13 protein-coding genes are annotated in these 13,152 nt (G+C 60.6%); 10 read left to right on the top strand and 3 right to left on the bottom strand.

Features of this window, described 5'->3' with window-relative positions:
- Positions 1 to 9 precede the first annotated feature (9 nt).
- The 8 genes from IF654_RS13860 to pcaD all read left to right on the top strand — a co-directional run bounded on the left by IF654_RS13860 (position 10) and on the right by pcaD (position 7,188).
- A complete protein-coding gene (locus IF654_RS13860) occupies positions 10 to 786 on the top strand; it encodes a 1,6-dihydroxycyclohexa-2,4-diene-1-carboxylate dehydrogenase (RefSeq protein WP_194862308.1) in 777 nt (258 codons plus the stop codon).
- Positions 787 to 868: 82 nt separating this feature from the next.
- Entirely contained in the window at positions 869 to 1,990 is a 1,122-nt protein-coding gene (locus IF654_RS13855; RefSeq protein WP_047276348.1) for a muconate cycloisomerase family protein, read from the top strand.
- A 16-nt stretch (positions 1,991 to 2,006) separates the two neighbouring features.
- Positions 2,007 to 2,297: a muconolactone Delta-isomerase gene (gene catC / locus IF654_RS13850; protein ID WP_094987522.1), complete on the top strand. Its 291-nt coding sequence runs from the start codon at positions 2,007 to 2,009 to the stop codon at positions 2,295 to 2,297.
- Positions 2,298 to 2,330: 33 nt separating this feature from the next.
- Positions 2,331 to 3,272: a catechol 1,2-dioxygenase gene (gene catA / locus IF654_RS13845; RefSeq protein WP_047280822.1), complete on the top strand. Its 942-nt coding sequence runs from the start codon at positions 2,331 to 2,333 to the stop codon at positions 3,270 to 3,272.
- Between the two features lie 215 nt (positions 3,273 to 3,487).
- Positions 3,488 to 4,339 (top strand): CoA transferase subunit A, encoded by an 852-nt coding sequence (locus tag IF654_RS13840; RefSeq protein WP_094987554.1) that lies wholly within the window; start codon positions 3,488 to 3,490, stop codon positions 4,337 to 4,339.
- Positions 4,339 to 5,121: a CoA-transferase subunit beta gene (locus IF654_RS13835; RefSeq protein ID WP_047275680.1), complete on the top strand. Its 783-nt coding sequence runs from the start codon at positions 4,339 to 4,341 to the stop codon at positions 5,119 to 5,121. The genes IF654_RS13840 and IF654_RS13835 overlap by 1 nt, the downstream gene beginning before the upstream one ends.
- On the top strand, positions 5,118 to 6,323 hold the full coding sequence (gene pcaF, locus IF654_RS13830; RefSeq protein WP_194862309.1) for a 3-oxoadipyl-CoA thiolase: 1,206 nt from the start codon (positions 5,118 to 5,120) through the stop codon (positions 6,321 to 6,323). The genes IF654_RS13835 and pcaF overlap by 4 nt, the downstream gene beginning before the upstream one ends.
- 64 nt (positions 6,324 to 6,387) lie before the next feature.
- Complete coding sequence (gene pcaD, locus IF654_RS13825; protein ID WP_047275677.1) at positions 6,388 to 7,188, top strand: 3-oxoadipate enol-lactonase; 801 nt, start codon at positions 6,388 to 6,390, stop codon at positions 7,186 to 7,188.
- 191 nt (positions 7,189 to 7,379) lie between these two features.
- Here the strand turns inward: pcaD and IF654_RS13820 are convergent, their stop codons facing one another.
- Positions 7,380 to 7,850 (bottom strand): hypothetical protein, encoded by a 471-nt coding sequence (locus IF654_RS13820; RefSeq protein WP_047275674.1) that lies wholly within the window; start codon positions 7,848 to 7,850, stop codon positions 7,380 to 7,382.
- Positions 7,851 to 8,088: 238 nt separating this feature from the next.
- Between IF654_RS13820 and IF654_RS13815 the strand changes: the two genes are divergently transcribed.
- Positions 8,089 to 10,281 carry a GAF domain-containing protein gene (locus tag IF654_RS13815; protein ID WP_194862310.1) on the top strand — a complete coding sequence of 731 codons (2,193 nt, stop codon included), beginning with the start codon at positions 8,089 to 8,091 and terminating at the stop codon, positions 10,279 to 10,281.
- 418 nt (positions 10,282 to 10,699) lie between these two features.
- Positions 10,700 to 12,079 carry an NAD(P)-binding domain-containing protein gene (locus IF654_RS13810; RefSeq protein WP_070412128.1) on the top strand — a complete coding sequence of 460 codons (1,380 nt, stop codon included), beginning with the start codon at positions 10,700 to 10,702 and terminating at the stop codon, positions 12,077 to 12,079.
- Positions 12,080 to 12,132: 53 nt separating this feature from the next.
- Here IF654_RS13810 and IF654_RS13805 read toward each other — a convergent pair whose 3' ends face one another.
- The gene (locus tag IF654_RS13805; RefSeq protein WP_047275669.1) at positions 12,133 to 12,315 is read right to left on the bottom strand and encodes a DUF1289 domain-containing protein; all 183 of its coding nucleotides are present in this window, start codon (positions 12,313 to 12,315) and stop codon (positions 12,133 to 12,135) included.
- A 3-nt stretch (positions 12,316 to 12,318) separates the two neighbouring features.
- Positions 12,319 to 12,690 carry a hypothetical protein gene (locus tag IF654_RS13800; protein WP_047282733.1) on the bottom strand — a complete coding sequence of 124 codons (372 nt, stop codon included), beginning with the start codon at positions 12,688 to 12,690 and terminating at the stop codon, positions 12,319 to 12,321.
- Positions 12,691 to 13,152: the final 462 nt, after the last annotated feature.

Raw genomic sequence — 13,152 nt, 5'->3', positions numbered from 1 at the left:
GTCAGGACCATGAATATGCGTTTTCAACACAAGGTTGCCGTTGTCACGGGCGCCGCCCAAGGCATCGGTCGGCGTGTGGCCGAGCGCCTGGGGCAAGAGGGCGCGCAACTGGTGCTGGTCGACCGTTCGCCGCTGGTGCATGAACGGGGTGATGCCGGGGCCCGAGAGACTGACGTGTTGACCCTGACCGCCGACCTTGAACAATTCGCTGAATGCCAGCGGGTGATGGCGGCGGCAGTCGAACGTTTCGGGCGTCTGGACATCCTGATCAACAACGTCGGCGGCACCATTTGGGCCAAACCGTTCGAGCACTATCAGGCCTCTGAAATCGAGGCTGAAGTGCGCCGTTCGTTGTTCCCGACCTTGTGGTGCTGCCATGCCGCCTTGCCGCAGATGCTTGAACAGGGCGCAGGCGCCATCGTCAACGTGTCTTCCATTGCCACCCGCAGCATCAATCGCGTGCCCTACGGCGCTGCCAAGGGCGGGGTGAACGCCCTCACGGCATGCCTGGCGTTTGAAACGGCCGAGCGCGGGATTCGGGTCAACGCCACCGCGCCGGGCGGAACCGAGGCACCGCCACGGCGAATCCCGCGAAACGCCACCGTGCAGACCGAACAGGAAAAAATCTGGTACCAGCAAATCGTCGATCAAACCCTCAGCAGCAGCCAAATGAAGCGCTACGGCACGATGGATGAGCAAGCGGGCGCGATTTTGTTCCTGGCCAGCGACGACGCCGCGTACATCACCGGCGTGACCTTGCCCGTCGGCGGCGGCGATCAGGGCTAGACGGGTGTGTACCGGTCCGTCAGCAGTGTCAGGCGCCGCCAGGGCCTGGCCCTCTTTAACTCACGCAACAGAGAACCCTGAAATGAGCCAAGTCCTGATCGAACGTGTGTCGGCCGTTATCGTCGACCTGCCCACCATACGCCCGCACACATTGGCCATGCACACCCTGCATCAGCAGACGCTGGTCGTGATCCGCGTGCAGTGCAGCGATGCCATCGAAGGCATCGGTGAGTCGACCACCATCGGTGGCCTGGCCTATGGCAACGAAAGCCCGGAGAGCATCAAGCAGAACATCGACAGTCATTTGGCCCCGTTGTTGGTAGGCCAGGACGCGGCCAACATCAACGCGGCGATGCTGCGCCTGGACAAGGTGGTCAAAGGCAACACGTTCGCCAAATCCGGGCTGGAAAGCGCGCTGCTCGATGCCCAGGGCAAGCGCATGGGGCTGGCGGTGAGTGAGTTACTGGGCGGGCGCGTGCGCGACAGCCTTGAGGTGGCCTGGACCTTGGCCAGTGGCGACACAGGGCGCGATATCGCCGAAGCGCAGCACATGCTCGACCTGCGCCGTCACCGGATTTTCAAGCTCAAGATCGGCGCCAATCCGGTGGAACAGGACCTCAAGCACGTGATCGCCATCAAGCACGCGCTGGGCGACCGCGCCAGTGTGCGGGTGGACGTGAATCAGTCGTGGGACGAATCCCGGGCCATTCGCGCTTGCCAAGTGCTGGGCAACAACGGCATCGACCTGATCGAACAGCCCATTGCGCGCATCAACCGCGCCGGGCAAGTGCGCCTGAACCAGCGCAGCCCGGCGCCGATCATGGCGGACGAATCGATCGAAAGCGTCGAAGACGCCTTTAGCCTCGCTGCTGACGGCGCGGCGAGCATCTTCGCCCTGAAAATCGCGAAAAACGGCGGCCCGCGTGCGGTGTTGCGCACGGCGGCGATTGCCGAAGCGGCGGGCATTGCGCTGTACGGCGGCACCATGCTCGAAGGGGCCATCGGCACCCTGGCCTCGGCCCACGCCTTTTTGACCCTGCGGCAGCTGAGCTGGGGCACGGAGTTGTTCGGCCCCTTGCTGCTCACCGAAGACATCGTCACCGAACCGCCGGTTTATCGCGATTTTGCCTTGCACGTTCCCCGCACGCCGGGCCTTGGCCTGAGCCTCGATGAAGAGCGCCTGGCGTTCTTTACCCGTCACTGACCCAGAGGAGCCGCACATGTTGTTCCACGTAAAGATGACCGTAAAACTGCCGGCGGACATGGACCCGGCCAAAGCCGCAACCCTTAAGGCCGATGAGAAAGCACTGGCCGGGCGCCTGATGCGTGAAGGCACGTGGCGTCACTTGTGGCGCATCGCCGGGCACTACGCCAACTACAGCGTATTTGACGTAGAGAGTGTGCAGGCGCTGCACGACACCTTGATGCGCCTACCGCTGTTTCCCTACATGGACATTGAGGTGACGCCGCTGTGTCGGCACCCGTCTTCGATCCGCGAAGACGACCGTTGATTACGCCCATAACAAAAAAATGAGGTAACACCCATGACCGTTAACGTCAGCCACACTGCCGAGATTCAGCGCTTGTTCAACGAAGCGGCGGGTCTCAACAACGACCAGGGCAACCCGCGCGTCAAAGCCATCCTGTTGCGCATCATCAACGACCTGGCCAAGGTCATTGAAGACCTGGACATCACCGACAACGAGTTCTGGTTCGCCGTGGACTACCTCAACCGTCTGGGCGGACGCAATGAAGCGGGCCTGCTGGTGCCGGGGTTGGGCCTGGAGCACTTTCTCGATGTCTTGCAAGATGCCAAAGACGCTGAAGCAGGCCTGACCGGTGGCACACCGCGCACCATCGAAGGCCCGTTGTATGTGGCGGGTGCGCCCATGGGCGAGGGCGAAGTGCGCATGGACGACGGCAGTGAACTGGATCACGCCACGGTGATGTTTCTGGAAGGCGTGGTGCGCGACAACCAAGGCCGTGCGGTGGCCGGGGCGGTGGTCGACCTGTGGCATGCCAATACCCAGGGTAACTACTCTTACTTCGACAAGAGTCAGACGCCGTACAACTTGCGTCGACGCATCGTCACCGACGCCGAAGGCCGTTACCGCGCCCGCAGCATCGTGCCCAGCGGGTACGGCTGTGCACCCGACGGCCCGACTCAAGAGTGCCTGAACATGCTGGGTCGCCACGGTCAGCGCCCGGCGCATATTCATTTCTTCATCTCGGCGCCGGGTCATCGGCACTTGACCACACAGATCAATTTGTCGGGTGAAGCCTACCTCTGGGATGACTTCGCCTATGCCACCCGAGAGGGGCTGGTGGGGGACATTACCTTCGTCGAAAACCCGACCGCGGCCCGTGAGCGAGGCGTGCAGGGTGCGCGCTTCGCTGAATTGACATTCGATTTTCAGTTGCTACAGGCACCGCACGTTGACGCCGAGCAGCGCAGCCAGCGCCCTCGCGCCTTGCAACAGGCCTGATCCGGCCAGTGGGCAGCCCCCGAAGTTGCCCACTGCGCCTGCTGCGAGGCGCCATGACCAGCGTGATTAACGTACGGGCCCGGTGCGCTGCCTGATCAGGTTTGTGTGTCCGATTATCGAACCCGTAGTCGTTTATCGCCTGGATGGCAGGCGCCCCGAGCGTACTTTTTATCCACCTGACGCCTTGCTGCGTCCTGGACACCATCGAGATCACCATGGCTGAGATTCTTTCCCTGCGCGAAGCCGTCGAGCGCTTTGTGAATGATGGCGACACCCTTGCGCTTGAAGGGTTTACCCACCTGATTCCGACTGCCGCCTCTCACGAGATCATCCGTCAAGGCAAGAAAAACCTGACGTTGATTCGCATGACGCCTGATCTGGTCTACGACTTGCTGATTGGCGCCGGTTGCGCCAAAAAACTGATTTTTTCATGGGGCGGAAACCCTGGCGTCGGCTCTCTGCATCGGCTGCGTGATGCCGTTGAAAAAGGCTGGCCGCAGCCACTGGAAATCAGCGAGCACAGCCACGCGGCCATGGCCAATGCGTATGTAGCAGGTGCGTCAAACCTGCCGTTTGCGGTGCTGCGTGGTTATCAGGGGTCGGATTTGGTGAAGGTCAATCCCGACATCAAATTTATCCAGTGCCCCTACACCGGCGAGCAATTGGCCACCGTTCCGAGCGTGCGTCCGCAGGTGAGCGTGATCCACGCCCAGAAAGCCGACCGCAAAGGCAACGTACTGATTCAAGGCATCCTCGGTGTCCAAAAAGAAGCGGCCCTGGCGGCCAGGCGTTGCATTGTGACGGTTGAAGAAATCGTGGAGGACCTGCACGCGCCAATGAATGCCTGTGTCTTGCCAGGCTGGGCGCTGAGTGCGGTCTGCGTGGTGCCAGGAGGCGCTCACCCGTCTTACGCCCACGGGTATTACGAGCGTGACAATCGCTTCTATCAGGCATGGGACGCTATCGCCCGCGACCGTGAGACGTTTACTGCCTGGATCAATGAATACATCCGTGGCACTGAAAATTTTGAACAGTTTCAGGCGAAAGTAACCGCAGGGGCCAAGTGATGAATGACTTCAATACCAACGAAATGATGACCGTTGCGGCGGCCCGTCATCTGGGTAATGGCAGTGTGTGTTTTGTCGGCATTGGCTTGCCTTCGAAGGCGGCCAATCTGGCACGTTTGACCCACGCCCCCGAGGTCGTGCTGATTTACGAATCCGGCCCGATCGGCGCGAAACCCACCGTGCTGCCGCTGTCCATCGGGGACGGCGAGCTGGCCGAAACCGCTGACACGGTCGTGCCCACCGGTGAGATCTTCCGTTACTGGCTGCAAGGCGGGCGCATCGATGTGGGGTTTCTCGGTGCCGCTCAAGTCGACAAGTTCGGCAATATCAACACCACGGTTATTGGCGACTATCACCAGCCCCGCGTGCGTTTGCCTGGGGCCGGGGGCGCGCCGGAAATCGCGGGCAGCGCCAAAAAGGTGTTGATCATGCTCAAACAGGGGCACCGCACCTTCGTCGAGAAGCTTGCGTTCATCACCTCCGTGGGGCATGGCGAAGGGGGGGATCACCGCACGCGACTCGGGTTGCCGGGCCAGGGGCCGGTGGCGATCATCACCGACCTGTGCATCATGGAGCCGGAAGCGGGCAGCCACGAATTTATCGTCACGTCGCTGCACCCGGGCGTGACCCGCGAACAGGTGATTGACAGCACCGGTTGGCCGGTGCGCTTTGCCACCGAGGTGGCCACCACGCGGGCGCCCACGGTTGAAGAACTGGCCGCACTGCGTGACCTTGAAGCCCGCACTGCCGCTGCCCACGGGCAGCAGGGCGGTGAGGAATGAGCCGCGAGGTGTTCATTTGTGACGCCATTCGCACGCCGATTGGTCGCTTGAATGGTGGGCTGGCCCCGGTGCGGGCGGATGACCTGGCGGCCATCCCGTTACGCGCCTTGATGCAGCGCAACCCGCAGGTGGATTGGTCGGCGGTGGACGAAGTGTTCATGGGCTGTGCGAACCAGTCGGGTGAAGATAACCGCAACGTGGCGCGCATGGCGCTGCTGCTCGCCGGCCTGCCTGCCAGCGTGCCGGGCGTCACCCTCAATCGGTTGTGTGCCTCGGGCATGGAAGCGGTGGGGGCTGCGTTCCGCGCCATTGCCAGTGGTGAAATGACGCTGGCCATCGCGGCCGGGGTCGAGTCCATGACCCGTGCCCCCTATGTGATGGGCAAGGCCGACAGCGCCTTTGGGCGTACACAACGACTCGAAGACACCACGTTGGGCTGGCGCTTCGTCAATCCGGCCCTGCGGGCCGAGTATGGCGTGGACAGCATGCCGGTCACGGGCGATAACGTGGCCCACGCATACGCTATCAGCCGCGCCGACCAGGACGCCTTCGCCCTGCGCAGCCAGCAACGTGCCGCCCAGGCCAGCGCGGCGGGCTATTTTGCCGAAGAAATCGTGCCGGTGGTCATCCCGGGCAAACACGGCGAGACGGTTATTGAAGCCGATGAGCACCCGCGCGCCGGGTCAACCCTTACTGCACTGGAAACGCTCAAGCCGGTCAACGGCCCGGGGCAAACGGTCACGGCGGGCAATGCGTCGGGCCTAAACGATGGTGCCTGCGCCATGGTGCTGGCGTCGGCCGACGCGGTGGCCAAGTATGGGTTGACGCCACGTGCCAAAGTGCTGGGCATGGCCAGTGGTGGGGTGCTGCCGCGCATCATGGGCGTCGGGCCATTACCTGCGGTGCGCACCTTATTGACGCGTCTTGGATTGGGCATTCACGACTTCGACGTGATTGAGCTCAATGAAGCGTTTGCAGCTCAAAGCCTGGCCGTGACCCGTGCCTGGGGGTTGGCTGACGACGATGCGCGGGTCAACCCGAACGGTGGCGCGATTGCCCTCGGTCACCCGCTGGGCATGAGCGGGAATCGTTTGGTGCTGACGGCGGTGCACCATCTGCATAAATACGGCGGCAAATATGGGCTGGCAACGATGTGTGTGGGGGTCGGCCAAGGGCTGGCGTTGGCCGTAGAACGCGTGTGAGCTGCCGGTTCGAGTCCCTGGAACGGCAGTCGTCGTCGAAAATTCCTCCCTTCTGGAGTGCTGTATGTCTGAAGCAAACCGGGTCAACGGCCCACTCAATTACCGCCTTGAAGGTCCGCAAGACGCCCCGGTGTTGGTGTTGTCCAACTCGTTGGGCACTGACCTGCACATGTGGGAGGCGCAAATGGCAGCGTTCACCGGGCATTTCAGGGTGTTGCGCTACGACACCCGTGGGCACGGTCAATCGCGGGTGACGCAGGGCCCTTACAGCATCGAGCAGAATGGCCATGATGTGGTGGCATTGCTGGACGCGCTGCAGATTGAGCGGGCATTTTTTTGCGGCCTCAGCATGGGGGGCTTGATTGGCCAGTGGCTGGCGATCCATGCACCGCAGCGTTTGCACCGCGTGGTGCTGTGCAATACCGCCGCGAAGATCGGCAGCCCCGATGGGTGGAATCCGCGTATCGAAACCGTTGTGCGTGAAGGCGCGGCGGCCATGCGCGGGCTGCGTGACGGTTCGGTGGCCCGCTGGTTTACCCCTGAATTCGCCTTGGCCCACCCCGATCGGGTTGAGCGCATTGTCGACATGCTGGCCCACACCTCGCCCCAGGGTTATGCCGCCAACTGTGCTGCCGTGCGCGATGCCGACTTCCGCGAGCACGTGGGTCGTATTGAGGTGCCGGTGTTGATCGTGTGCGGTTCGCAGGATGCCGTCACCACTGTGGAGGACGGGCGGTTTATGGCTGAGCGTATACGCGGTGCCGCGTGCGAGGTGCTGCACGCGGCCCATCTGTCAAACGTTGAGGACGCTGCGCTGTTCACCCGTCACGTACTGGGCTTTTTGCGGGCCGGGGTGGTTGGGTAGCGCGCCACCTGCCGTGAACACCTTACCCCGTGGCCCGGATGACCCTCGGTGCTGTCCGAGTGTTGAAAGTGTCGAGATCTTTACGTGGAACGGACGGGGGCTTTGAATTGAAGCAAAGCTCAATACGCACAAAGGCGCCGCGTTGCCTTTACCGGCTGGGCGGCGTCTGTGCGAGTCGGGGGGGCTGTCAATCAGCGGGTCGGTGCGTTATCCAGCGCTTCGCGCAATGCCGTGGCGGTGGTAAAGGCCTGCTGTGACACCAGTTTTCCGTTGTCCAGCTGCAACAACAGGATTTGCTCTTTGGCGCCGGGGTATTGGTCGGCAATTTTGCCGTCACGGTCCAGCACGACGCGGTAGTTGTATCCCTTCATGGAGGGAATGGCGAACAGCTTGCCGATCAGCGAGGGCATCCCGTGGACATCGGCAAGAAACACCGCATGGCGGGCTTCCAGGTAACCTTTTGGCTGGTCTTCAATCGCCGCCTTGACCATTTGAGCGGCCTTCATGTCGCGCGCGACCAACAGGATCCGGGTGTTCTGGTCGAGGGTATAAGGCTGGTCGAACTGGTCATTAAGCGTCCACGGCGTCAATGTATCGCCCACATTGGCTGCCTGAGCCAGCAGGGTTGCCGCACTCAATAACAACGCAAGTACAATTTTCACCGTTCAATCCCTCTGTCATGACTGTTGATTCAGGTCGCTAACGGCGGATGGCCATTAGTCGTAGCGCGGCATGTTAGCCCGCGAGCTGCATGAGTAGAACCTGTATGGTCATGCGGTTGTCTCAAAGTATGACAAAGGTTGCACGGTTATCCGGCGTCAAGTCAGGCACAAATTGTGCGGCTGGCTTATCATCGGCGGCGTTTCACCGATCAATGGCAGTAATCAGAGTAACGGCGTAATGACTGACTGGCTTCAACACGATGGCGCGATGGCTGAGCGAATCAGAACGCATGATTGGGCCAGTACGCCGCTCGGGCCGTTGACCGAGTGGCCGGATGTGTTGAAAACCAGCGTAGCCTTGATGCTGGATTCGCATTTTCCGCAGTGCATCGTGTGGGGCGCATGCCTGATTACCCTGTACAACGACGGGTTCGTGCCCATTTTGGGCAGCAAGCCAGAAGCGCTCGGGCGGGCGTTCAGTGATATTTGGAAAGAAGCCTGGCCTGATATCAGTCCCATTGCCGACCTGGCTTTTGCCGGTAAAGCGACGTATATCGAAAATTTCCCTGTCGTGATTCATCGCAGCCAGCGCCCTGAGCTGGCCTATTTCACCTTCTGCTACAGCCCGATACGCGATTCGGCCGGCAAGGTGGTCGGCATGCTCGACACCGTGACCGAGACCACAACGACGGTGTACATGACCCAGCGTCTGTCGGTACTCGACGCGATCAGCCATGCCGTGGTCAATGCCCATGACCCGCAGGAAATTCTCGCCATCACCATGAGCACACTCGCAGATGCTTTGCGCGTGACCCACTGTGCCTACGCGGATATGGAAGCGGACGAGGACACGTTTTTCATTCGCGATAACTGGCTGGCAGACGGCGCGACCCGCCTGGTGGGCCAATACAGCCTGAGTGAATTCGGCCAGCACGCGGTGTCTCGTTTGAAAGCGGGCAAGCCGCTGGTGATCAACGATGCGCAGGCAGAACTGCCGGCACACGCTGCCGCCAGTTTCACCGCGCTGGGCGTCAAGGCCACCCTCTGCCTGCCGTTGATCAAGGGCGGACGCCTGACTGCGCTGATGGCCATACACGACACCTCGCCGCGACTGTGGTCGCCCCAGGACGTGGCCTTGCTGCGTGAAGTCACGGAGCGTTCGTGGGCGCACATTGAGCGCGCGCGGGCTGATGCGGCGGTGCGTGCAGGCCTGGCTGAGCTGGCACAGCTCAACACCACCCTCGAAGAACGCGTCCAGGAGCGCAGCGCCCGCTTGCTGCACATCGAGGCGGCGCTGCATCAGTCGCAAAAGCTCGAAGCCATCGGTCAGCTCACCGGCGGTGTGGCCCACGATTTCAACAATCTGCTGACCATCATTCGTTCGTCGGTGGATTTTCTGCGCATGCCGAACCTGTCGGATGTGCGCCGTGAGCGCTATGTCAATGCCGTCTCGGATACGGTTGAGCGGGCGAGCAAATTGACCGGACAGTTGCTGGCGTTTGCCCGGCGCCAGCCGCTCAACCCGCAGGTGTTCGAGATCGGCCAACGCATCCGTGACATCGGTGACATGCTGGAGACCATCACCGGGGCCAGAATCAACGTCGTGGTCCAATTGCCGCCCGAGACCTGCTATGTGCGCGCCGATGCCAGCCAGTTCGAGACGGCGTTAATCAATATGGCGCTTAACGCACGGGATGCCATGGAGGGGCAGGGCACGCTCCTGTTGCGGCTCAATGACACCACCACCTTGCCCGCGATCCGGGGGCATGCAGGCTGCGACGAGCCCTTCGTGGCCATTTCGCTGACCGACACCGGCATCGGGATTTCCTCGCGCATGCTGACGCAGATTTTCGAGCCCTTTTTCACCACCAAGGAAGTAGGTAAAGGCACGGGGCTGGGGCTGTCGCAAGTGTTCGGGTTTGCCAAGCAGTCCGGCGGTAATGTGGACGTGGCCAGTGTCCTCGGTCAGGGCTCGGTCTTCACCCTGTACCTGCCGCGAGCCAGCGCGCAGGCGCTGACGGACGATGCATCCGGCGTGTGCGCGCCTGCCTGCCTCGACCCTGAAGCCGATAAGCCGCGCGTGTTGCTTGTGGAAGATAACCTTGAGGTCGGTCGATTTGCCCAGCAGATCATGCAGGACCTGGGTTATGAGACGGCCTGGGCCACCCATGCCGAAGAGGCCCTGCACATGATCGGGCCGCAGGCCATGGCGTTTGATGCGGTTTTTTCGGATGTGGTCATGCCGGGCATGACGGGTGTAGTAATGGCTAGGGAGATGCGCAGGCGCCGCCCCGATTTGCCGATCATTCTGGCCTCTGGCTACAGCGAAGAACTGGCGTTTGACGGTTACGATGGCTTCGAGTTCCTGCCTAAACCTTACTCAGTCGAGCAGATTTCGCAGATTTTAGAAAAAATCACCCACAAGCGTTGAGGTCTGTTTTTCTGCTCGGCAGAGTGTCTGAAATACCCTTCAAACTTGTAATCCCTATCTCCATCCGTTATAGCTAAAAAGGCATTCATAACCAAAAGAGGCTAATAAGCCCCCATGCATGAGACCACACGTATCTTTGACCCTTTCGGCCTTCCGCCTGCGCAACGCAGTGACGGAACCAGGCCGATCCAGCTGCACACCCTGCCTGTTTTAGTGGCCACGTTCTGCCAGACCCTGGCGACGCGTTTTCATTTGCCCCCCACGTCGCTGCGAGACGCTTTAGTCACTCGCCCGCGCAGCCGCGCAGTGCCTCCCCCTTCCGTTTGATGCCTGATCGCCGCCGTCTCGCCACGCGCTTGGAGCGTGTTTGCGCGAGGGTTTTTCACTGATTCAGCGTTCAATCTGTTGAGGGAATTCGATGTCTACTCGTGTTGCAATTATTGGCGCAGGCCCGTCGGGTCTGGCGCAACTGCGTGCCTTTCAGTCAGCCCATGCAAAGGGGGCGGCCATGCCGGATGTGGTGTGTTTCGAAAAGCAGGCCGACTGGGGCGGCATGTGGAACTACACCTGGCGCACCGGCCTGGACGAGCACGGCGAACCGGTGCACGGCAGCATGTACCGTTACCTTTGGTCCAATGGCCCCAAGGAGTGCCTGGAGTTCGCGGACTACAGTTTCGATGAGCACTTCGGTCGCCCCATTTCTTCGTATCCGCCTCGTGAAGTGCTGTGGGATTACATTCAGGGCCGGGTCAAAAAGGCCGGGGTGCGCGATTACATTCGTTTCAATACGGCGGTCAAACAGGTCACGTTTGACCCCGTATCGCGGCAATTCACTCTGACCGCCTACGACTACGCCAACGGGCGAAGCACGACCGATACATTTGATTTCGTGATCGTGGCCAGCGGGCATTTCTCCACGCCGCAGGTGCCTGCGTTTGCCGGGTTCGAGCGTTTTTCCGGGCGCATTTTGCATGCCCATGACTTTCGCGAAGCGACGGAATTTCAGGGCAAGGATCTGCTGATCGTGGGTAGCAGCTATTCGGCCGAAGACATCGGCTCCCAATGTTACAAATACGGCGCGCGCTCAATTACCAGCACCTACCGCACACAGCCAATGGGGTACACATGGCCCAAGGGGTGGGAAGAGCGTCCGCTGCTGAACAGGGTTGAGGGTGACATCGCGTATTTTGCCGATGGGTCGAGCAAGCGGGTGGACGCCATCATCCTGTGCACCGGCTATCAGCATCACTTTGCGTTTCTGCCGGATGAGCTGGCCCTCAAAACCGGTAATCGCCTGTGGCCGCTGGGGTTGTACAAAGGCGTGATCTGGGAGCACAACCCGCAGTTGATTTACCTCGGTATGCAAGACCTGTGGTACAGCTTCAACCTGTTTGATGCCCAGGCCTGGTTTGTGCGCGATTACATCCTGGGTCGCATCAAACTGCCTGAACAGTCCGAGATGCAGGCCGACAGTGCCGCGTGGCGCGAGCAGGAAGAGGGGTTGCAGTCCACCGCTTCGATGTACGAGTTCCAGGGTCGTTACATCAAGCACCTGATCGAACACACGGATTACCCGTCCTTTGATATCGACGCGGTCAATCAGATCTTCCTCAAATGGAAAACTGACAAGAAGCGCGACATCATGGGCTATCGCGACAAATCCTACCGTTCGGTCATGACCGGCACGTTAGCGGTGCCGCATCACACGCGCTGGTTGCAGGCGCTGGATGACTCGATGGAAGAATATTTGCGCGAAACGGCGGGCAAGGGGGACGTCAATGCGCTGCGCCAGCGTTAATCTGAGCCGGTGAACGGCCCAGCCTCTGGCGCGTGACCGTGGCCAGAGGCGGCTTAGCCTTTCTTTTTTTGCAGGTTTTTCAGGCGGGCACTGGCGCGTTGCACGGCGGCCATTTTCTCCGGGCGCTTCATGCGCCGCCACGTTCTGATGTCTTCTTTGCTGCGCCCGCAACTCACGCATAAATCCCCGCTGAGCTTGCAGGTGGCCACGCACGGGTTTTCGATGTCTTTGGCCACGTTTTACTTGCGACCTGCGCCCTTGCGCGCAAGACGTTGCGGCCAGTGCCCGGCGTCGGTGCGCTGGCATTCTTCCTCGGAATCGAAGTACACATGGGTGGCCACGTTACGCAGGTTGACATTGGCTTTGTCGAACGCCTTTTCGGTCAGCTCGACCATGTAACCGGCTTCGCCATCGGCCAAGGCAAAGTCCTTGTTGTTTTGCGTATCGAACACCCAAACCACTTTGAGACTGGCAGGAAATGCGTCGTAGTCGACCGCGTGAGTCAGCCAGACAAACCCGTCGATTTGATGTTTGGCGATTTCGCAAGCCTCGGTCAGGGCTTTCACCAGGCGGCGTTCGATTTGGGCCTGATTGCGTTTGTTCAGTGACATGAATCTTCCTGTGGGCTGGCAGTGCGCAAAAGCCGGCCATCATACGCCAAGCCTTGCGCGGCCGGGCCGTTGATTGCGCCCGTGTGTGCGAGCGGGGCGGCAAATCGTGGGCAACCCCTTGTCGCAAACGATTCAGCTGCCTGAAAAAACCGCAAAAGATGCGTTTTCGCCCAAAGGGCCACCTGAGGTAGAATGTCGCGGTTTTGAGGCTGGCCACCCGGAATACTCATGTTCACGCAGTTCCCCGGAAGGAACCGCGAGGCGGTCGGATGCAAGGGAATAGCGAAACGGTTGGTGGTTGCGAAGGAGCTGGGCGGAGGCAATTCGTTCAAGCCGTGGCCATCAATAGCTGACACTTATCATCAATGTCACCCAAGTCGCTGAAGCCAATAATTAATAAGAGATCAGCACCCAAGGTACATAAACGTGAGGTCTATAGTTGTGCATAGGCCTTTATCCATC

The organism is Pseudomonas lundensis (assembly GCF_015377145.2).
Classification (GTDB): domain Bacteria; phylum Pseudomonadota; class Gammaproteobacteria; order Pseudomonadales; family Pseudomonadaceae; genus Aquipseudomonas; species Aquipseudomonas lundensis.
This window is presented reverse-complemented; position numbering and strand designations above follow the sequence as displayed.